Here is a 19,128-nt window from a genome sequence, read left to right as displayed (position 1 = left end):
CGCGCCGTCGCCTGGCTCACCGTCGAGGCCGAGAAGGAATGGCCGCACAGCTCCTCGGTGATCGCCTTCACCTTGCGGGTCGACACACCTTGCACGTACATCTCGACCAGCGCCGATACCAGTGCCTTCTCCGAGCGCTGATAACGCTCGAACAACTCCGTCGAGAACCGGCCGGCCCGATCTTGCGGAACCCGAAGCTCCAGCACGCCAACCCGCGTCACAAGCTTGCGTTCGTAATAGCCGGACCGGTAACCAACCCGCTCCGTCGTCCGCTCGCCTCTCTCGGCCCCGATCGCCTCCGTCATCTCGGCTTCCAAAGCCTCCTGCACGACAGTCTGCAAAACTCTGCGAAAGCCGTCCTCATCCGACAACAGCAACGCTTTCAACTCGCCTCTGCTCAGTCTAACGTCTCGCTTGGTCATGGCACTTACCCTTCCACGGGAATCGGTGGTCGCAACGTCACCAGCGTGCCATGGCCGCCCCTCGCCTCAGAGCAAGGGCCGTTCTCTCTCCAGAGCTTTTTGCAGAACCTTCAGGACACTATCCGCAGACGGCCTCGAGAACCAAGCCCCATCACATCATCGGCAGCTTTTGGGCCAACCCGATTGCTGCTGTCGTCCCCGCCGGTCACCGCCAGCGCCGCGCTTACCCCATAGGCTCCACCCAGCACCCCGCGGCTTCCTCCTTGGGAGGTTTTCCAACGCGGGCCGATGTCGATCCAGCCCCAACCCTCGTGCCGCGGCCCGCATCGAAAAACCTTCACCAAGCCGGACATCCATTCGGGCGAAGCAAATGACCGCTAAGGGTGTGGGTTCCGGTCATTCTTAAAGTCAAAGCCAAGGCCGGTGTGGGATCAGTTCAGTATTCCGCGGCGGCATCGCGATGGTGCGGACCGCGGGCTGGTGGCGGGCGGGGTCGCCATCAGACCACGAAGCCGCAGGCGGGCGGGGGGGTGCGGGTGTCCATGTTGCGGCCGCGGTTCAGGTGGTCGTCGATCTCGGCGGCCGCGCCGATCATGCGACCGTATAGGAAGACGGTGAAGGCCGCGGTCTCCAGGTCGCGCTCGGTCAGGGTGCCGGACTTGAAGTCCTTCCACAGCAGCGCCAGCAGCAGCGCCGCAATTACCGCGTCAACGTTGACGCAGAAAACGTAAGGCGAGGCCCCCTGATCGTGGAGTGCCTGGACGAGCTCGCGGTAGAAGGCGTGGAAGACGTTGTACTTTCCTTGCCGCGCCATGAATTCCGCGATGAAGCGCTCGCGCGGATCGTGGTTGACGGGCTTGCCTTTGAAGACCGGGTGATGGACGCCGGGGAGCGCGCGGACCTCAGTGCCGAGCTCCTTGGCCTGGGCCTTCTCGCGGCGGTACGTGCGCGCGAACGCCGTCGCCATCGCCTTCAGGTCGAGGCCGTGGGCTGGATCGGAGGGGTCGGTCAGCCCGGCGTCCTTGAATTGCTCGAGCAGGAAGGCCATGCCCTCGAAGCCGTTGCCGCCGTGGCTGTAGCCGGTATGGGTAAGGAAGCCGACCATCGCCTTGTTGATCTGCACGCGCGCGGGCGTCTGTGGCCCGTCCGCCGAGACCGCGCCCTTGGCACCTTGAGCCGAGATCGACCCAGGGCCGTTCGAAATCAGGAGCCCGACGAGCATCTGCAGCGGCAGCGCCTCCTCGGGGGTGGGCTTCTTTCCAGTCATGGCGAGGAAGCAGAGGTCGGCCATGGTCCATTGCCCAAAGCGCTCGTCGCGTGGGATGCCCCATAGCGAGCCCGACCGGTGGTGCTCGCCGGGGATTGTCGCGCCGACCATGACGCCATAGAGCCGCAGGTACCAGGGCAGTGTCTCGGCGGTAAGGCGCGAAATGCGCTTGCGCATCAGCGGCCCCCAGGCGATCGTCGTGGCGATGGCCGCGAGAATTGCGTCCCGCGACAACCGGCCGCCCAGGCCTCCAAGGAACTTCAGGAACGCCGACCTGCCGCCGCGGGCTGCGATCGCCGCGAGCATCGCTTCTGGACGCGGGTCGGCGGCCTCGGCCTCGGTGGCCAGGAACAGCGCCCGGGTGGCATCGTCACAGACAATCCCGGAGGCGTCGAATTCCTCGTCGCGCCCGTCCCTGAGGCCCGAATGGGCGAAGAGCCCGATCAGTGCCCGGGTGCAGCCGAGCGCCCGCTCCACGCGCTTCGGCCCGACGATGGCGGCGGCGGTTGCCATCACCGCATTCGGAGCATTGCCGGCCTCCCGCGCCGCGTCGGCGGCGACGAGGATCGGGTCGCCGACGAGGTTGACCTCGGCTGCGACCGCGACGTCGAGCATCGCCCGGTCGTTCTCGGTGGCGATCTCGTGCACGAGCGGCAGGGCGAAGGTCGCCTCCAGCGGCTCAAGCGCGAGATCGAGCACTGAATGGCCGTGCACGCTCGTCACCTGGGTTTTCGGGTCCATGACCGACGCGCCGGACTTGTCCTTCATGTTCTGCCGCGCGACCACCGCCCCGACCTGGGCGCCGAGCGCGGCGATCTGGCCGGCGTAGGGCTCGGGCGCGGTGACGGCCGGCATGGCGAGTTCGGGCGGCAGCCGCAGGCCCTGGTCGTTGGCGACCCAGGGCTTCAGCGCGAGGTCCCCACGCGGCGCGAAGTCGGGCGCGGCGCCGTTGAGCGCCATCACCGCGGTGAGGGCGGCGGGGATGTCGGCGATGTTGGTGACGACAGCGCCCTTCGCGGACACGACCGGGTTCTCGGGTGTGAAGAGGCCAGGCACGCCGAAGGCCTGCATGAACCAGCGCTCCTTGTCCTCGGCGCTGTCGCCCGAGCCGGCCATAGCGCCGGCATGCCCGACGGCACGGGTCAGCTTCGACTTCCAGCGGCCGACGACGCAGGCGACGACGGGCTTCGTCCAGTCGATACCCTGCTCGTAGTAGCCGCCGGGTTCGGCATAGAGCACCGCCGCCTTGGAACGGTCGTCGTTGCCGAAGGCGTGGGCGAAATCGGGCGCGGCGTAGTGGATGTAGACGTCCTTGCCGGAGGAGACGAGCGTCGTCGTGCCCCAGCCCGCGGTGGCGAGATACTGGGCGATCGTCGTGGTGAAGCCGCCGGAGTTCGAGAAGATCGCGACCGAGCCTTTGAGCAGCGACTCCTCTGGCTTGTCGCCGCCGAGCGCGCCGCCGATGCGCACGCGGTTCCACGAATCGGCGACGCCGAGGCAGTTGCCGCCGATGATGTCGATGCCGTTCGCCTGAGCCATCGCCCGAATCTCGCGGGCGTCGTGCACGGAGATCTTCTCGGTGATGATGACGATCTTGCGCAAGCCCGGGTTCACCCGCACGAGCTCGGCCACGCCGTCGCGCACGCCCGACGGCGGCAGGTAGACGACGCCGGTATCGAAGGCGTGGCCGGCGTCGAGCCCCTCGCGCACGTTGTTGTAGACCGGGATGTCGCCCACGGGCGTCTTCAGCACCTGCCCGCCGCGGCCGGGCGAGGTGCCGAAGACCACGTTGCCGCCGGAGAAGACGTGGCTGGTCGGCGTGACCGTGCGCGACTCGCCGCCGAGGATGTTGAGTACGCAGACCCGGTCGTCGCGGGTCGCGATATCGGCCAGTGACCGGAGGCCGAGGAAATAGGGAAAGCCTTCGATGCCCTTGTGATACATGTCCGTCCTCCCTCAGGCCGCCGCGGCCTTGAGCCCCAGGGTAGCGGCGATCTCGTCGCGGCCGCCGGCGCGCATCCACGTGTCGACGCGCTTGGCGTAGTTCACGACCTCGGAGATCGCGCTGTCGAAGCCGAAGAAGCGGTAGGGCAGGCCGAGCGACTCCAGCGTCTCGGCGAGGTTGCCCATACCGCGCACCAGGTTCGGACCGCCGCGTCCTACGACGACGTAGAGCGGCGTCGGCCCGTGCGCGGCGAAATATTCGCGCAGCGCGTCGCCCATGCCGCGGAAGGTCTCGAGGATGTCGGTGTTGTTCGACTTGCCGCCGATGATGAAGAGCACGTTGGTCTGGGCGAGGAAGTGCCGGTAGCAGATCGAGGCCACCGCCTTCATCTTCTCGTAGGGCGGGTTGCCGCCGAAGTCCGACGAGATGATCGCCGCCTCGCCCAGCACCTCGGTGACGAGGCTGTTGGCGCCGCCGCCGAAGGTCGGGGCAAGGATGGTGCCGCTCTCGTTGATCACGAAGACGTCCGACTGGCCCTGGTGGGTGCGCAGTTGGTTCACCTCCTGCTCGAAGGCAGAGATGTCTGCCGCGAACAGCTGGTCCGGCAGCCCGAGCCGACCCACGCGCGGGTCGTCGCGGTCAAAGCCGCACTTGAAGTCGCAGGCCACCGGCGTCAACCGCCCGTCGCGCCCGGGACGCATGCGGATCGGGTTCAACTCCAGCGTCGTCATGCCGTAGTGATGCATCAGCTCCCAGAGCTTCGGCAGGTGCTGCACCAGCGGCGAGATGATCTCCCGCGGCGCGCCAATGTCCGTCAGCGCGTTCGCCACCACAAAGGCCTTGAGCCCCGTGAGCGCCTCGAAGGGCACGGTGGCGATGTCGGATTTATCGAGATCCTCGATTTCCACGCCGCCGCGGTGGGTCAGCGTCATGGTCGGCGCGCGGAAATGCGTGTCGTCGGTGATGGCGAAATAGACCTCGTGCTCGGCGGGAATGCCGGCCTCGAAGGTCACGCCGTTCGCCTTGGCGAAGGCGTTGCCATGGCGGTGCTCGGCGAAGTAGAGCCGCTCCTTTTCGGCGAGCGCGGTCTTGAGGTCCCGCGCCTTGCCGATTAGTCCCGCCTTGCCCTTCTTGCCGACGCCGCCGCGGAAGACCGGCTTGACGAAGATCAGGCCGTGGCGGGCGATCAGGTCCTGGATCGCGTCTTCGCCAGCGTCGGGCCCGTGCACCTCGGACGCGGGGAAGTCGACGTGGCCGAGCAGCCTCGACCCATAAAGCATGCCGTTGAGTTGCATAGCCGTTCTCCGCAATGACCGAGGCGTGGTTCGGTCGTTTGACCTGATGGGCACTCAATTTACGAATTTGCCGAGGTCGATGGAGCGACCAGGTTAGGCTCAGACGCTCGCGGCAACAAGCGCCCGGCTAGCCTCAGTTCCGTCGTCACCTTGGTCGCCGGCCGGCATCACCGACCGGCCTTCGGCACCCGTCAGGTGGCCCGGCTCTCGGCCGAATGCGGGCTCCACTTGATCAGACGGGCCTCGGCGATGTCGAGGATGCGGTCGATGATCAGCACGAACATCGCGAGGATCGTAATGCCGGCGAAGACGCCGACCGCATCGAAGTTGCCTTCCGCCTGGGCAATCAGATAGCCAAGGCCGGCGGAGGCGCCAAGGTATTCGCCGATGATCGCGCCGACTACCGCGAAGCCGACCGAGGTGCGCAGCGACGATAGGATCCAGCTGGCCGCGGCCGGGAAGTAGACGTGGGTCAGCAGGCTTGAGCGCTTGGCGCCGAGGATCCGCGCGTTCGCCAGCACCACCGGGTTGACTTCCCGCACGCCCTGCATGGCGTTGAAGAAGGTGATGAAGAACACCAGCGTCACCGATAGCGCCACCTTCGACCACAGCCCGAGGCCGAGCCAGAGCACAAAGATAGGAGCGAGCACCACGCGGGGGATGGCGTTCAGCGCCTTTATGAACGGGTCGAGGATGCGATAGGCGCCACGGCTAAGCCCTAGCCAGACGCCGGCCGCCACGCCGAGGGCGGTACCAATCACGTATCCGAGCACCGTCTCGGTGAGCGTGATCGACACGTGCCTGTAGAAGCCTGGGTCGATGATCCAGGCCACGATCTGCTTCATGATGTCGAAGGGGGCAGGGAAGAAGAAGACATCGATCACTCCGGCTTCCACGCCGAGTTGCCACCCGCCGACAATGACGACCAGCAGTCCCAGCTGGATCATACGTTCAGTCATGGCGTTCATAGCTTTTCTCCACTTCGCCGCGCAGGGACGACCAGATATTGCGGTAAAGATCCATGAAGCGCGGATCGAGTTTGATTTCCGAGACGTCGCGCGGCCGGGCGAGATCGACGGGGAAGCTGTCGATCACGTGGCTGCAAGGCCCCGCAGCGAGGACGACCACGCGGTCGCCGAGCGCGATGGCTTCCTCGAGATCGTGCGTGATCATCACCACCGCGCGGCGCTCCTCCTGCCAGAGCGCGAGCAGCTCGTTCTGCATCAGGTGGCGGGTGTGGATGTCGAGCGCCGAGAAGGGCTCGTCCATCAGGATCACCTTCGGGCCGGTAATCAGCGCCTGCGCCATCTGAACACGCTTGCGCTGGCCGCCCGAAAGCTGGTGCGGGTAGCGTTGCTCGAAGCCCTTCAAGCCCACCTTGGCGAGCCATTTCATGGACTGTTCGCGCCTTTCGTTCGCGCCTGTTCCCTTGAACATCGGCCCGAGCTCGACATTTTCGAGCGCCGTCTTCCACGGAAGGAGCGCATCCTGCTGGAAAAGGTAGCCGATGTTGTTCTGGACGCCATGCACCGGCGCTCCGTCGATCGAGACAGTGCCGCTCGCCGGCTTCAGAAGTCCGGCGATGGCGTTGAGAATGGTACTCTTGCCGCACCCTGTCGGACCGACGATGGCCAGAAACTCGCCATCCGCAACAGTCAGGTTGACATTCTGGACGGCGATGAAGGTGCCAAAGGACATGGTGACCGAATCGATCGACACCATCGGCCTTGGTTTGTCCGGGCTCATCATCGTTGTTGCCGACTTCACTACGGCCAGTGCCATGACTTCCTCCTTGTCAGTTGGCGACGTTGCGCGGCGCCTTGCCAACGAAGTCATTCGTGTAGGTCTTGGAAAGGTCGATTTCAGCCGCCGCGACCTTTTCGTTGAAGCTTTTCAGAACCGCGAGTGGGGTTTTGACGTTCTCCTCGCTGATGAGGCCATCCGTCGAGAAGATCGCCTTGGCGTTTTCGACGGCCCTGATGTAGGTCTCGCGGTCGCCGGAGATGAATTCCTTTGGCAGTTTTTCGACGATTTCTTCGGCCGAATGGCTGTCCATCCATTCGAGCGCCTTTACCGTTGCGTTGGTGACCTTCTGGACCGTTTCCGGATTGGCGTCGATGTAGTCCTGGGTGGCGTAGAGAACCGATGTCGGATAGATGCCACCGTAGATTTCCTTGGCACCTTCGTCGCTACGTGCGTCAATCAGGATCTTGCCCACGCCCTTTGCTTCGATGAAAGTGGCCGCCGGGTCGTAGTTGACGAGCAGGTCGACCTTGCCCTGTTCGAGGGCTGCGACAGCAGCAGAGCCGGAGCCGACGCCGATCAGCGACACGTCGTCGGCCGACAGGCCATTCCGCTGCAGATAGTAGCGGACAAAGAAGTCGGACGAGGAACCAGGCGATGTGATGCCGACTTTCGCGCCTTTGATCGTTTCCGGCTTAGACGGGTCGAAGGTGCTATCCTTGCCGCCAGCCAGAACGAGGCCGGAATTGCGGGCGAGCTGGATGAATGCGACGACCGCCTTGTTCTGCGACTGCATCTGGATCGTGTGATCGTAAAAGCCAACGGCGATATCCGTCGAGCCAGCCACGAGCGCCTGAAGTGTCTTCGAGCCACCCGACGCGAAGTTCTCGACGGTGACCTCCAGACCCTCCTTCTCATAAAGGCCGAGGCCGGCTGCCACCGGGAAAGGCAGGTTGTTGAGATTGTAGGAACCGACGCTGATGCGCACGGGTTCCGCCAGGGCGGAGCCTGCAAAGGCAACGGTAGCCGCAAGGGCGAGCATGAGCTTACGCATGATTTTCCTCCAAGTTATGTGGCGCCCTCCCGGCGGCCACGGTCATTATGCCGCGCAGACGAACTGCGTGACAGGTTTTGCGAAAACATGTCCTTCGAATAAGCGGCGGGCGGTGCGCAGGATGCCCGCGACGATCTTGCCGTTCCTGTCCTGAAGCTTGACATCGAGATGGCCGCTCGGATGCTCGATCGACAGGACCACCGGTGGTTTGCGAGTGCCGATCAAGCGGGATGCCACCGTATTTTCGGTGATGCAGGCCGTCGCAATCCCAACAGCACCTGTCGTGGCAAGCGAAGGATGGCACTGGTGCGGCATGAAATAGCGCACACTGATGTCGCCGTCTGCCCTTGGCCGGGAAATCAGCACCGGCTTCGGTATCACCTGGTTGCTGACATCACCCATACCCATTCGCTCACCGGCGGCGATGCGCAGGCTCTCGAGCCGTTCCAACAGCGCCTTGTTTCCGTTGAGTTCGGCGGCGGTCTCGAATCCGCTGACGCCGAGGGCCTCAGCCTCGAGGAGTATCATTGGCATGGCGCAGTCGATGCAAGTGACGCTGACGCCGTCGATGACCTCGTTCGGTTTGCCTGTGGGAAACAGCTGGCCCGTGCGGGCGCCTGCTGCATCCATGAAGGTAAGCGCAATCGGCGCCGCGCTGCCTGGAACGCCGTCGATCGCCGCGTCGCCGAGATAGGAGACGCTACCGTTGGGCGTCGGGACTTCTGCCTCGATCAGCTTTCCGGTGTTGACGTTGTGAATCCGGACGAGCGTCGCAGGACCCTGCACCGGCACAAGCCCCGCCTCGATGGCGAAGGGACCGACGGCGGCAAGCATGTTGCCGCAGTTGGGTGAGATGTCGACGATCTGCTGGTCAACGCGCACCTGGGCGAAAAGGTAATCGACGTCCGCGCCGTTGATGCTTGCGGGCCCGACGATGGCCACCTTGCTTGTGACCGGATTGCCGCCGCCAATGCCGTCGATCTGCAGCGGATGCCCTGACCCCATGACCGAGAGCAGAATCTGGTCACGAAAGGCCGGATCGGACGGTAGATCGGAGGCGAGGAAGAAGGGCCCCTTGGACGTGCCGCCGCGCATTAGAGCGCACGGAATGCGAATCAGATCATTCATCGTGCGACATCCTCCCTTTCATGCGCTTGGTGGTTCAATCGTCTTGTTTGTTACGCGAATTCGATTAATATGAGAAATGCTAAAATCGGAGATTTTGATGCGTTATGAACATCAACTGTGAAATCCTGGACCTGCGCGCCTTTCTGCTCGTCGTGGAGCTTGCGAGCTTCCATCGGGCAGCGGAGTCGCTCAACCTCTCGCAGCCGGCGCTGAGTCGTCGCATTCAGAAACTCGAAGGCTCCATCGGCGCACCCCTCTTGGAGCGGACGACGCGCCATGTGGCGCCCACCGCCGTCGGCGGGGAGCTGGTCCCGCTGGTGCGCCGGATGCTGGAGGAGTTTGACGGTTCGCTCTTCGCCTTCCGCGAGCTGGGGGAGCGGCGAGGCGGTCTTGTCACCATCGCCTGCTTGCCGACGGCGGCTTATTACTTCCTGCCCTCAGTGATCCGGCAGTTCGATGCGCAGTACCCCAACATCCGCTTCCGGATTCTCGACCTTCCGGCGACCGACGGGCTTCAGGCGGTCGCGCGCGGGGAGGTCGAATTCGGGGTCAACATCATGGGTTCGTCCGATCCCGACCTGACCTTCGAACGTCTGATCGAGGACCCCTTCGTTCTCGCCGCACGAAAGGAGCATCCGCTGGCATCAAGGGATGTCCTGACCTGGCAGGATCTCGTCCCCTACCATCTCATCACCGTCCATCGGTCGAGCGCGAACCGGATCCTCTTGGATGCCGCGCTGACGAAGTCGAACCTCGCGCTGCGCTGGTCCTATGAAGTGACGCATCTCTCGACGTCACTCGGTCTGGTCGAAGCCGGTCTCGGGATATCGGTCCTGCCGCGCATGGCGACCCCGCAGGGCGACCATCCGTTCCTGGTCACAAGGCCCATCCGCGATCCCGAAATCTCGCGCACGATCGGGGTCGTGCGTCGACGCGGGGCATCGCTCTCGCCGCCCGCCGAGAGGTTCATGCGGATGCTGATTGAAACCTGGGGTGAAGCTTCAACGCCTCTAGAGTGATTGGGTTTTGCCCAAGAACTAGTCGAGCCCATCAGGCGGCGGATGCGGCCGATGGCCACCTGTTCCGGCGCCATGGCGGCGACGAAGCGGTGGAACTCGTCGTCCGACAGCGCTTCGCCCGTCCAGTGGACGCGGCAGAACTCCTCCGAGCCGTGGAAATGGCCGGCGCCGTCGAGCACGTCGTCGACATAGCGGCCGTAGATCATGCATTCGGAGAATTTTGCGAGACGCACCGACGATTTCGACCCAGTTGCGGCCATGGATCTTCTCGATCCGCGCGCACATCGCCGTCACGGTTTCTTCGTGTTCGGCATGTTCGGCCTCAGGCAGGTGTCGCTGCGGCCGATGGCGGTTCGTGGTCCGTCCTGATCCTCGGTCCCAACAGGGCTTCCCCGCCCCGCCACGAACGTCTATGGGAAGCCATCTTTTTGTTTGAGCATCGGATTTTCCCAAAACCGGTACCCACTTTTGGGTCCGATGCTCTGCGGAGGCTCCAATGACGATCAAGCTTGTTCTCGCCGGTTGCGGCAATATGGGCTACGCCATGCTCTCTGGCTGGCTGAAATCCGGCAAGCTGCCCCCGGCGGCGGTTTTCGTCGTCGAGCCCAATCCCGATTTGCGCAAGCGCGCCGAAGCGCTGGGCTGCAGTGCTGCGGCGGACGCCGGCGGCATTCCAGCGGATGCCGTTCCGGCCCTCGTCGTCATTGCGGTGAAGCCGCAAGTGATCCGCGACGCGACTGCCGCCTACAAGCGCTTCAATGATGGCCGCACCACCTTCGTCAGCATCGCCGCCGGAACGCCGGTCGCCACTTTCGAGGCTATTCTGGGCGATCGCGCGCCGATCGTGCGCTGCATGCCCAACACGCCGGCGGCGATCGGCAAGGGCATGATGGTGGTGTTTTCCAACCGGCTGGTCTCCATCGATACGAAGCGTTTCGTTGCCGATCTGCTTTCGGCGAGCGGCGAAGTGACTGATATCGACGACGAAAGCCTGATGGACGCGGTGACGGCGGTGTCCGGGTCTGGACCTGCCTATATCTTCCATTTCATCGAAGCGCTGACCGTGGCTGCCGAGAAGGCCGGATTGCCGGCCAAAACCGCCAGGCTGCTGGCCATGCAGACGGTCTATGGCGCCGCCTCGCTCGCCGCCGAAAGCGGCGAAGATCCGGGCGTGCTGCGCCAGCAGGTGACCAGCCCCAACGGCACAACGGCCGCCGCACTTGCCGTGCTGATGGGCGAGGACCGGCTGACCCATCTGCTCACCGAAGCGGTGGAAGCAGCGCGGCTGCGGTCGATCGAGTTGGGGAAGTAGCTGCTTGAGGCGTTGCAAGCCGGTCGGCGGCGAAGGTCGGACGATCAGTTGCAATAGCAAACGTTTCGTAGCGATCCTTCGCGCCCCCTCTGTCCCTGCCCTCTTTGCCAAAACTTGGCATCTCCCCCACAAGTGGGGAGATTGGCTGCTTCGGCGGTCCACTCACCACTGCGATGTTGGAGATTGGCGAAAGCCGGCGTGACGTCCGATCTCCCCCCAAGTGGGGGGAGATGTCCGGCAGGACAGAGGGGGGCGCTGTCCCGCCGGCATCAAATTTCTGCACCGCGCTACCCCGCCCCGTACAGCATCTCGTCCTGCAGCCGGCGCAAGGCGAACAGCCTGGTGGTCGGGTCGGGTGCGGCATTGTCTGATGTCAGCAGCTCGCCCTTGCTGACCGGTCTCAGCACCCTGCCGCCTTCGAGCAGGCCGACCGGCACGGCGCGGTTGGCGCGGGCCTCTTCGACAGTCATGGTCCAGGAGCGGTAGCAGGTCTCGCCGATGGCATCGAAAATCTCTCCGGCGGCGAGATCGCGCTTGGCCACGGCGCAGACCTCGGCGACCGGCCTCGGCAGCGGCACCATGTCCGGCTTGCCATAGAGCGCGATACGCGCGGCGGTGAGCGGCACTTCCAGCGAGGTCAGATGATATGGCCGGAAGAAGCTGTAATAGGGCCCGTGGCCGATATGCAGGTCGTCCATGCGCTCGATGATGCGCGGATGGGTCGCCTCAACGACGACGAAGACGCCGGGCGCCACGCCCTTGCCGATGGTGTAGTCGACGACGCCTTTCCTCGACAGGATGCCGCCATCGGCGCGCGGGATGAGCACCTTGGCCAATTCATCGCGGTTGGCCTTAGGCCCGTGCATGCCGGCTATGTCAGGCACCAGCCCGGTGGCGTTGGCGATGGCGCACATCTCGACCATGGTCTTCGAGCCGTCGACGAACTCGACCAGCATGCGTGGGTTCATGTTGCGGCGCAGCGCTTCCGCGCGATAATCATCGGGAACCGCGTCATGGTTGAGCGGGTTGTTCTTGCCCTTGCCGGCCGAGACGATGGTGTAGCCGAGCGCAGAGGCGAACTCGATCAGCTCCATGCAGCTCGACGGCTCGTCGCCGGCGCCGACCGAATAGACGACGCCGAGCCGGTCGGCCTGCTGCTTCAGATAGCAGCCGATGGTGACGTCGGCCTCGACATTCATCATCACCAGATGCTTGCCGTGCTCCATCGCCATCAGGTCGAAATCGGCGGCGACGCCGGGCTTGCCGGTGGCGTCGATGACGACGTCGATCAGCGGATTGGTGACCAGCATCTCGTTCGAGGTGATGGCGATTTTTCCGCTCTCGATCGCCTCACTGACCTTCGACGGCGTATCGGCCTCCCGTGCCATCGCCTCGTCGCCATAGGCGATGCGGACGGCATCACGCGCCGTGTGCGGGCGCCGGGTCGAAACGGCGCACACCGAAATGCCCGGCATCAGCATGCCTTGCGTCACCAGGTCGGTGCCCATCTCGCCGGAGCCGATGACGCCAATGCGCACCGGACGCCCCTCCGCCGCGCGCTTGGCGAGATCGCGGGCAAGCCCGGTCAGGGCGACATTGGTCATGCGCAAGTCCACTGCTTTTGATTTGGAGGGGGAATAGCAGGGAAAGGTAACCTTTTGCCAACGAAACCGGCCCTCGTCGGCAATTTCTTGTGACTGGCGTTCATATCGCGAGCGGGTAGTGTATCCGCCCCGATGATGTTCAGGGCTGAGGAGACCGTCCCTGTCGGGCGGCGCGCCTCGCGCAGGGTTTTCAGGGGAGGTTGAGATGACGAACGAGTTCACGCCGAAATTCGATCTGGCTGACAAGGTCGTGCTGGTCACTGGCGCCTCGCGCGGCATCGGACGCGCTTGCGCGCTCGCCTGCGCCGGCTCCGGCGCCGACGTGATCGTCGGCGTGCGCAGTGCTGCCGACGGCGCGGATCTCACCGCCGAGATCGAGCGCATGGGCATGCGCGCGCTGGCGGTACAGATGGACCTCACCGATCTGGCGACGGTGCGAAAAGCTGTCGCCGACGCCCACGCCGCCTTCGGCCGCATCGACGTACTCGTCAACAATGTCGGGCTTGGACCTGAAAACCTGGCGGAGAACGTGACCGAAGCGGATTTCGACCTCACCGTGAACGTCAACCTCAAGGGGACGTTCTTCACCACCCAGGAGGTCGGCCGGCTGATGATCGAGCAGAAATCCGGGCGCATCATCAACATCAGTTCGCAGGCCGGCACGGTGGCGCTGAAGGGCGAAGCGATCTACTGCATGACCAAGGCGGCGATAAACCACCTCACCCGCTGCCTCGCGGCCGAATGGGCGCAGCACAAGATCACCGTCAACAGCGTCGCACCGACCTTCATCTGGACCGACGGAACGCGGCCCTCGCTCGCCGATCCGGAGTTTCATAGGCATGTGCTCGGCCACATCCCGCTCGGCCGCATCGGTGATCCGATCGATGTCGCGGGCACCGTGGTGTTCCTGGCCTCGCCGGCAGCGTCGCTGATCACCGGCGCGAACATCCTGGTTGATGGCGGCTGGTCGGTGGCGTGAGGGGCTCTTTGGCTGGTGCTGCAACACCGCCTCGCGAGTGCTCAGGTTTCGTTGAGCGTTCAAGGTTAGTCCAAGAGGTCTTTTATGAGCGAAAAATCTCAATCGAACGGTAAATTCGACGAGCCGCGGGATGAGCCACTCTTCCTGGCTATCTCGAAAACAGACCCCGCCACCCTAGCTGCTTACGACCGAGCGCTTGCGAGTGTGCCGATATTTATCGAACACATAGAGAGGAATGCAGACGCCCTGTGTTCTGCGAAGCTTCGGTTTCGCGATCCTGACGAGTCCGAACGTCTTGGCGAGGACAGCTTTCTTTTCCTTTGGCTTACCGCCGTGCATTATCATGCTTGAGCGGCTATTTTCGGGTACGTTTTTCGAGGTGCCACCCGCGCTTCAGAAATGGCATCAGGCCGCCCAGAGACTTGCATTTGAAGGCGACGATATTTTCGATTGGATGGTTCTCGCCAAGGGGCACTTGCATGGGGGATTCACATTGCGCGTAACCCGAGACAAGCTTCCTGAGAAAGATCGTGGCTCATACGATCGATACGTCGGGGTTTCAGTTTATGAGCCACTGCCGTCCTGACTCAACGCACGCTTAACGAAGATCTTTTTGGGGCCAACGTCCGCGTTCTATCCAGCGCCAACAGAACTTGTGACGCCGCTGCGCGCCTGGTTTGGGTTCAGCGTCGGCGGATAGCGAGGAGCGCAGCTAACAAATCGAGTGAAATTCTTAGTCATTCCTTTATCCATCGCTGCTTGAATAGGCAAATGGGATGGGGTGTCGGTACCTTCAGGCGTTTTTTCAGCTGTCCGCGACGAATCAGCGAGAGCGGCAACATTGCTGTTATTTTTGCCCTGTCTTTGCCGATTGTTGTCGGCGGAGCGGGCCTCGGTGTCGAGACTTCCTATTGGTATTACAGCAGCCTGAAGTTACAGGCGGTGGCGGATGCGGCAGCCTATGCTGGCGCTTTGGAAAAAGTTTCGGGATCCGACAAGCCAACGATTGTCTCGGCCGCGACACTGTCAGCGATCACGAACGGCTGGGGACCATCGACAGGCACAATCAAGGTCTTCACGCCTCCATCGTCCGGACCGAATGTCGCAAAAAAAGCCGTTGAAGTAGTCGTCCATCAGACGCTCGATCGATTTTTCACATCGATATTCAGTCAAAGCGCGGTCGGCGCACAGGCAAGGGCCGTGGCTCTTATCACGGACGCGTCAAAAGCCTGCGTTCTGGCGCTCAATCCTTCCGCTTCGAGAGCGGCGCTCTTTTCCGGCAGTTCGAACCTCAAGCTGACTGGCTGCTCCGTCATGTCGGATTCAATCGCCGCGGACGCCCTCAAGCTTCAAGGGTCGGCATCTCTGGAGGCTGATTGCCTGATATCGGCAGGCGGTGTTTCATTGAGCAACGTTGTAAAAACCGTTTGCGCGAACCCGCTTACCCAGGCGCTGCCCGCTGCGGATCCTTTTGCCGACTTGCCGGCGCCGCCAGCCACGAACCCCTGTCAAAACGACAATCGGTCGACCTTGGAACCTGGAACATACTGCAAGGGGCTCAGCTTGAGCGGCAGTGTAACGCTCTCGCCTGGGGTATATGTCGTTGAGGGGGGCGATTTCAAAGCAAGCGCGAACGCAAATATTTCCGGCGACGGAGTCATCATCTATCTGGCCGGCAGCTCCGGCGTCAGCATGAACGGCACGGCCACCGTCAAGCTTAGCGCACCGACGTCAGGCACCTATTCGGGTGTGCTGTTTTACGGCGACAGAGCAAACCTGGCGGGATCGAACTCGTTTAATGGCACGGCGGATTCGCTTTTGACCGGTGCTCTGTATTTTCCAACGCAGGAGGTTAAATATCTCGGCAATTTCTCGGGCCAAGGTGGTTGCACACAGGTCGTCGCCAATACGATAGAGTGGTCCGGCGCTACAAGCATCAAGCAGGATTGCACGAGCCTCGGAATGCGAGAGATTCCGGCCGCGCAATCCGTTCAGCTTGTCGAGTAACCGTCATGGAACGGCGGTCAGGTCGGATTTTCCGGAACGATTCGGGTGTTGCTGCGGTGGAGTTTGCCCTGATTGTGCCGATCCTTTGCCTGGTGGTTTTTGGCATCATTGACGGCTGGTCTTTCGTATCAAGCTCGCTGTCGATGCGCGCAGGCGTCAAGACGGCGGCAAATCTTGTGATGGAGGGAGCAACCGACGACGCGGCCACCCAAGCCGTCGCGCTTTCGAGTTGGGAAAACCATCCCGAAGGCGCACAGGTTACCCTGGGCCGGAAATACATGTGCGGAAGCACCGTGGTCGATGCATCGAGCCTGTGCAACGGGGGGACGAAAGCTCCCTCGGTCTTCGTGGAAATAAAAGCGACGGCGACCTGGACCCCGCCCTTTATTTTTGGCGCGTTTTCTCTTTCTCGCGAGATCGGCCACCAAGAGGTGATCCGTGTCCGCTAAACGGATCGCGAGAGCGTTCAGCCGTGATGCATCAGGCGGGACTGGGATGGAATTCGCGCTGATCGCACCTTTTCTGATCATGCTTTTGTTCGGTATCTTCGCATTCGGCTGGGCTCTGAATGCCATGTCCAGCGTTCGCTATACGCTGGAAACGTCCTCACGTGCGCTGCAGCTGAAGAACTCGCTGACCGAGGCCGAAATAGAGGCCATAGCCACAGAAAAATTGCTGAGTTTGGGCTTAAGAGATGTCGACGTAACAATAGCAATCGACCCTCCCAGCGGCGGCTTCCGCATGGCGCATCTCACGGCCAGATATGCTTTCGTGATCGAGTTCCCGTACTTCGACCAATATCCGATCAATTATGCGACAACTGTCACAGTTCCGCTGGTTGGATCGTGAGCGCGTCCAATAGCGCCTTCACGCAACAGGCGGTGGGGCGCCGATTGATTTAACACCGCCGCAGGGCGGCGATCGGTGGCGTGAGCGAACGGGTCGTCGTCGCTACAAAGACACGTTTCTGGACAGGACAGCCATCACCGCGCTAGAGCGAGCAGGCTCGCCACGCTTACGCAGTCATGCCGCCAGAGCGCCGGCAAGTGGCCGGGCATTACGGAACGGCAACTTGACAACGGCCCAGTCTTTCAAATTGAGTGAAATTACGATCAATAGAGAGTCGGCACAGACAGATGGGCGAGACAGATATGGTGTGGAGCGAAAGAAGGACCGGTTATCGCAAAGGCCATTATTTCAATCAAATGGGCCTTGCCCTGCTGGTGATCGTCTTTCTCATCGCCCTGCCGCTCGCTTTCCTTCCCGAAGATATACGGAAGTTTTACCTCAGCGAGGGTGGTCCAATTGAAGTCTTCTCGACCGCCGGCTACCTGATCGTCGTGGCAACGCTTGTCCGGGAAATGTCCTATCGGGAGCTGCTCAAGCGGTGGTACCTAGTCGCCATCCCGATTGCGATGTGCCTGCGCGAGCTGGACTTCCATGCGCATTTCACCACCCACAACATCACCAAGACCACCCTCTATATCTCGCCTGACGTTCCGCTGTTGGAGAAGCTAATCGGCGCGACGGTCGTTATTGCGCTCGGCGCTGCCTTCTATTTGCTCCTGAAGGGCGGCCTCCGTAGCTTTGTGCACGGGCTTCGCCACGGCGAGGCGACTGCCGTTGCCATTGCCGCCGCTGTCGGTTGCGCTGTCCTTTCCAAGGTCATCGACGGGGCGCCATCAAATCTCACATTTCTCGGCATCAACCTCACCCGGATCGATACCTCCACAGTGTTCGAGGAGATCCTCGAACTGGGGATTCCGATCTTTCTGGCCATCGCGGCATTCTCGGCCTTTCCAACGCAGGTTGGTCTCACAAAGAGGGCCTCGGGACAGGTCACGCCAAACAACCCAAGATCCGTCACCTGAACTGCGGATTCAAACAGACCAGGACTTCTCGAACGTGATGCTCTGGTCCGCTGCGGTGTTGCCTCTACTTGCTTGAGAAGCAGGTGAGGCAAAATATGTGGAATCTGGCGAAAGAGGGCTGGGCGCTGCTTGCGGAGAGCATTGTCGGCTTCATCAATGACAATGCCTTGAGCCACGGGGCAGCGATGGCGTTTTATGCCACGACCTCGCTTGCGCCGGTCCTGCTCATCGTTGTCGCTATCGCTGGCCTGGCCTTCGGAAACGATGCGGCGCAACTTGCCCTTTCGGCCCAGCTCGCGGGCCTGATGGGTCCGCAGAGCGCGGAGCTTTTGCAAGCGACAATCGAAAACGCGTCACGTCAAACGGCGGGCACGCTTGCTGCCATCCTCGGGCTCGTCACACTGTTCGTTACCGCATCCGGCGTGTTCGGCGAAATGCAGCTTGCGCTGAACGAAATCTGGAAAGTCAAACCGGGTAAGACATCGCTTTCCAGCCTTGTGCGGGCGCGCGCCGCAAGCCTTGGGCTCGTCGCGGCGCTTGGCTTCCTGCTCCTTGTGTCGCTGGTCGCGAGCGCTGCAATTTCGGCGCTTGGCGAAATCATCAACGCATACCTGCCCTTCGGCACCATAATCCTGAGTGCAATCAACGAGATCGTCTCGTTTGCCCTGATCGCGGTCTTGTTTGCGGCAATCTACAAGGTGCTGCCCGACCGCACGCTGCAATGGCGCGACGTTGGCGTCGGCGCCATAGTAACGGCGTTTCTCTTCACGATCGGCAAATCGCTGATCGGCTGGTATATCGGAACCAGCGCCGTCGCATCGTCATACGGGGCAGCCGGTGCGCTGCTCGTCGTGCTGCTGTGGGTCTTTTATTCGTCCGAGATCTTTCTGTTGGGTGCCGAATTTACACGAGCCTACTCGGTTCGATACGGCAGCCGGTCCGATCTGGAGGCGACCATCAAAGCAAGTGATCGCGAACAGCAGCTGGCGACCGCGGCCAGGATTGAAAAGTCCGAAAACGAAGTCGTCGGCTGGATTGTTTTCAGCAGTCTCCTTACCGCGGTTTTAAGCCATTTCTGGCATCAACACCGGCGCTGAGACGTCCGGCGCGGCGCCCCGAGGCGAGCATGGTCTTGGGGACGTCCGGCCGAAGTGACGTGCGAAGTTCCTTCGCCGCAGCCGCCAGCTTGGCGCGGCTGCTTCCATATCTCTTGATCAACTGATGGACCTGCGCTGGGGTGATGCCGTTTTGCCGGGCAAAATGCCTTACAACATAATCCTCGCTGCCGGAGATCCGATCCCGGTGGCGGGGATAGAGCTTCGCCGCGTCGGCTGTCATGCTTACTCTCCTTTGTCGCGTTTGCTCACGATGTATGGTTGGCCAACGCAAAAGGGGCAATTTCGTTGCCGCATGCGACATCAAAGCGCTTTATGCCGCAGGCCCGAACGCACGGCCAAGCAATCGGACCGACGCACGCCTTTG

19 protein-coding genes and 1 pseudogene are annotated in these 19,128 nt (G+C 62.4%); 10 read left to right on the top strand and 10 right to left on the bottom strand.

What is annotated here, in order from left to right:
- The 7 genes from AC0L14_RS30010 to AC0L14_RS29980 form a co-directional block, all read right to left on the bottom strand.
- Nucleotides 1-422, bottom strand: a 422-nt coding sequence (locus AC0L14_RS30010) for a transposase (RefSeq protein WP_473613757.1), incomplete at its 3' end; no start/stop codon positions are given.
- Between the two features lie 499 nt (nt 423-921).
- Entirely contained in the window at nt 922-3,633 is a 2,712-nt protein-coding gene (locus AC0L14_RS30005) for a CoA-binding protein (RefSeq protein WP_473751657.1), read from the bottom strand.
- A gap of 12 nt (nt 3,634-3,645) precedes the next feature.
- Nucleotides 3,646-4,929, bottom strand: coding sequence for an ATP citrate lyase citrate-binding domain-containing protein (locus AC0L14_RS30000; RefSeq protein WP_123146651.1), 1,284 nt, complete (start codon nt 4,927-4,929; stop codon nt 3,646-3,648).
- Nucleotides 4,930-5,120: 191 nt separating this feature from the next.
- Nucleotides 5,121-5,897 carry an ABC transporter permease gene (locus AC0L14_RS29995; RefSeq protein ID WP_473751656.1) on the bottom strand — a complete coding sequence of 259 codons (777 nt, stop codon included), beginning with the start codon at nt 5,895-5,897 and terminating at the stop codon, nt 5,121-5,123.
- Entirely contained in the window at nt 5,881-6,711 is an 831-nt protein-coding gene (locus AC0L14_RS29990; RefSeq protein ID WP_095491415.1) for an ABC transporter ATP-binding protein, read from the bottom strand. The genes AC0L14_RS29995 and AC0L14_RS29990 overlap by 17 nt, the downstream gene beginning before the upstream one ends.
- A 13-nt stretch (nt 6,712-6,724) precedes the next feature.
- Nucleotides 6,725-7,726 carry an ABC transporter substrate-binding protein gene (locus AC0L14_RS29985; protein ID WP_123146650.1) on the bottom strand — a complete coding sequence of 334 codons (1,002 nt, stop codon included), beginning with the start codon at nt 7,724-7,726 and terminating at the stop codon, nt 6,725-6,727.
- A gap of 45 nt (nt 7,727-7,771) precedes the next feature.
- Nucleotides 7,772-8,854 carry a 4-oxalomesaconate tautomerase gene (locus AC0L14_RS29980; RefSeq protein WP_473751655.1) on the bottom strand — a complete coding sequence of 361 codons (1,083 nt, stop codon included), beginning with the start codon at nt 8,852-8,854 and terminating at the stop codon, nt 7,772-7,774.
- Nucleotides 8,855-8,958: 104 nt separating this feature from the next.
- Between AC0L14_RS29980 and AC0L14_RS29975 the strand changes: the two genes are divergently transcribed.
- Entirely contained in the window at nt 8,959-9,873 is a 915-nt protein-coding gene (locus AC0L14_RS29975; protein WP_123146648.1) for a LysR family transcriptional regulator, read from the top strand.
- 26 nt (nt 9,874-9,899) lie between these two features.
- Here the strand turns inward: AC0L14_RS29975 and AC0L14_RS29970 are convergent.
- Nucleotides 9,900-10,185, bottom strand: a pseudogene (locus AC0L14_RS29970) (DUF6492 family protein); the annotation flags it as partial.
- 184 nt (nt 10,186-10,369) lie between these two features.
- Here AC0L14_RS29970 and proC point away from each other — a divergent pair.
- A complete protein-coding gene (proC, locus tag AC0L14_RS29965) occupies nt 10,370-11,185 on the top strand; it encodes a pyrroline-5-carboxylate reductase (protein WP_473751654.1) in 816 nt (271 codons plus the stop codon).
- A gap of 287 nt (nt 11,186-11,472) precedes the next feature.
- On the opposite strand, the gene AC0L14_RS29960 is transcribed toward proC, so the two are convergent.
- Nucleotides 11,473-12,789: an NAD(P)H-dependent oxidoreductase gene (locus AC0L14_RS29960; protein WP_473751652.1), complete on the bottom strand. Its 1,317-nt coding sequence runs from the start codon at nt 12,787-12,789 to the stop codon at nt 11,473-11,475.
- Nucleotides 12,790-12,994: 205 nt separating this feature from the next.
- Here AC0L14_RS29960 and AC0L14_RS29955 point away from each other — a divergent pair, with 205 nt between their 5' ends.
- The 8 genes from AC0L14_RS29955 to AC0L14_RS29920 all read left to right on the top strand — a co-directional run bounded on the left by AC0L14_RS29955 (nt 12,995) and on the right by AC0L14_RS29920 (nt 18,743).
- Nucleotides 12,995-13,768, top strand: a complete 774-nt coding sequence (locus tag AC0L14_RS29955) for an SDR family NAD(P)-dependent oxidoreductase (protein ID WP_473549036.1) — start codon at nt 12,995-12,997, stop codon at nt 13,766-13,768.
- Between the two features lie 84 nt (nt 13,769-13,852).
- The gene (locus AC0L14_RS29950) at nt 13,853-14,119 is read left to right on the top strand and encodes a hypothetical protein (protein ID WP_473751659.1); all 267 of its coding nucleotides are present in this window, start codon (nt 13,853-13,855) and stop codon (nt 14,117-14,119) included.
- Nucleotides 14,004-14,354: a DUF2314 domain-containing protein gene (locus AC0L14_RS29945; RefSeq protein ID WP_473751650.1), complete on the top strand. Its 351-nt coding sequence runs from the start codon at nt 14,004-14,006 to the stop codon at nt 14,352-14,354. Before AC0L14_RS29950 ends, AC0L14_RS29945 begins: the two co-directional genes overlap by 116 nt.
- A 185-nt stretch (nt 14,355-14,539) precedes the next feature.
- Nucleotides 14,540-15,775, top strand: coding sequence for a TadE/TadG family type IV pilus assembly protein (locus AC0L14_RS29940; RefSeq protein WP_473751648.1), 1,236 nt, complete (start codon nt 14,540-14,542; stop codon nt 15,773-15,775).
- 5 nt (nt 15,776-15,780) lie between these two features.
- Nucleotides 15,781-16,224, top strand: coding sequence for a TadE/TadG family type IV pilus assembly protein (locus tag AC0L14_RS29935; RefSeq protein ID WP_473751647.1), 444 nt, complete (start codon nt 15,781-15,783; stop codon nt 16,222-16,224).
- A 46-nt stretch (nt 16,225-16,270) separates the two neighbouring features.
- Nucleotides 16,271-16,624, top strand: coding sequence for a TadE/TadG family type IV pilus assembly protein (locus AC0L14_RS29930; RefSeq protein ID WP_473751646.1), 354 nt, complete (start codon nt 16,271-16,273; stop codon nt 16,622-16,624).
- A gap of 287 nt (nt 16,625-16,911) precedes the next feature.
- Complete coding sequence (locus AC0L14_RS29925; protein ID WP_473751644.1) at nt 16,912-17,646, top strand: hypothetical protein; 735 nt, start codon at nt 16,912-16,914, stop codon at nt 17,644-17,646.
- 95 nt (nt 17,647-17,741) lie between these two features.
- Nucleotides 17,742-18,743: a YihY/virulence factor BrkB family protein gene (locus AC0L14_RS29920; RefSeq protein WP_473751658.1), complete on the top strand. Its 1,002-nt coding sequence runs from the start codon at nt 17,742-17,744 to the stop codon at nt 18,741-18,743.
- On the opposite strand, the gene AC0L14_RS29915 is transcribed toward AC0L14_RS29920, so the two are convergent.
- Nucleotides 18,700-18,984: a DUF3606 domain-containing protein gene (locus AC0L14_RS29915; RefSeq protein ID WP_258121982.1), complete on the bottom strand. Its 285-nt coding sequence runs from the start codon at nt 18,982-18,984 to the stop codon at nt 18,700-18,702. The genes AC0L14_RS29920 and AC0L14_RS29915 overlap by 44 nt on opposite strands.
- Nucleotides 18,985-19,128 lie beyond the last annotated feature (144 nt).

The sequence above is a fragment of the Mesorhizobium sp. WSM4841 genome (genome assembly GCF_055811515.1).
Note: the sequence above shows the minus strand (reverse complement) of the source record. Positions and strands in the feature narration are given on the sequence as shown.

What these genes read in the sequence shown, in the direction of transcription:
- AC0L14_RS29915 (WP_258121982.1), bottom strand. Translation starts at nt 18,984, where the DNA reads ATGACAGCCGACGCGGCGAAGCTCTATCCCCGCCACCGGGATCGGATC.
- AC0L14_RS29955 (WP_473549036.1), top strand. Translation starts at nt 12,995, where the DNA reads ATGACGAACGAGTTCACGCCGAAATTCGATCTGGCTGACAAGGTCGTG.
- AC0L14_RS29985 (WP_123146650.1), bottom strand. Translation starts at nt 7,726, where the DNA reads ATGCGTAAGCTCATGCTCGCCCTTGCGGCTACCGTTGCCTTTGCAGGC.
- AC0L14_RS30000 (WP_123146651.1), bottom strand. Translation starts at nt 4,929, where the DNA reads ATGCAACTCAACGGCATGCTTTATGGGTCGAGGCTGCTCGGCCACGTC.
- AC0L14_RS29945 (WP_473751650.1), top strand. Translation starts at nt 14,004, where the DNA reads ATGCAGACGCCCTGTGTTCTGCGAAGCTTCGGTTTCGCGATCCTGACG.
- AC0L14_RS29980 (WP_473751655.1), bottom strand. Translation starts at nt 8,854, where the DNA reads ATGAATGATCTGATTCGCATTCCGTGCGCTCTAATGCGCGGCGGCACG.
- AC0L14_RS29935 (WP_473751647.1), top strand. Translation starts at nt 15,781, where the DNA reads ATGGAACGGCGGTCAGGTCGGATTTTCCGGAACGATTCGGGTGTTGCT.
- AC0L14_RS29930 (WP_473751646.1), top strand. Translation starts at nt 16,271, where the DNA reads ATGGAATTCGCGCTGATCGCACCTTTTCTGATCATGCTTTTGTTCGGT.
- AC0L14_RS29920 (WP_473751658.1), top strand. Translation starts at nt 17,742, where the DNA reads ATGTGGAATCTGGCGAAAGAGGGCTGGGCGCTGCTTGCGGAGAGCATT.
- proC (WP_473751654.1), top strand. Translation starts at nt 10,370, where the DNA reads ATGACGATCAAGCTTGTTCTCGCCGGTTGCGGCAATATGGGCTACGCC.
- AC0L14_RS29950 (WP_473751659.1), top strand. Translation starts at nt 13,853, where the DNA reads ATGAGCGAAAAATCTCAATCGAACGGTAAATTCGACGAGCCGCGGGAT.
- AC0L14_RS29960 (WP_473751652.1), bottom strand. Translation starts at nt 12,789, where the DNA reads ATGACCAATGTCGCCCTGACCGGGCTTGCCCGCGATCTCGCCAAGCGC.
- AC0L14_RS30005 (WP_473751657.1), bottom strand. Translation starts at nt 3,633, where the DNA reads ATGTATCACAAGGGCATCGAAGGCTTTCCCTATTTCCTCGGCCTCCGG.
- AC0L14_RS29995 (WP_473751656.1), bottom strand. Translation starts at nt 5,897, where the DNA reads ATGAACGCCATGACTGAACGTATGATCCAGCTGGGACTGCTGGTCGTC.
- AC0L14_RS29940 (WP_473751648.1), top strand. Translation starts at nt 14,540, where the DNA reads ATGGGATGGGGTGTCGGTACCTTCAGGCGTTTTTTCAGCTGTCCGCGA.
- AC0L14_RS29990 (WP_095491415.1), bottom strand. Translation starts at nt 6,711, where the DNA reads ATGGCACTGGCCGTAGTGAAGTCGGCAACAACGATGATGAGCCCGGAC.
- AC0L14_RS29975 (WP_123146648.1), top strand. Translation starts at nt 8,959, where the DNA reads ATGAACATCAACTGTGAAATCCTGGACCTGCGCGCCTTTCTGCTCGTC.
- AC0L14_RS29925 (WP_473751644.1), top strand. Translation starts at nt 16,912, where the DNA reads ATGGGCGAGACAGATATGGTGTGGAGCGAAAGAAGGACCGGTTATCGC.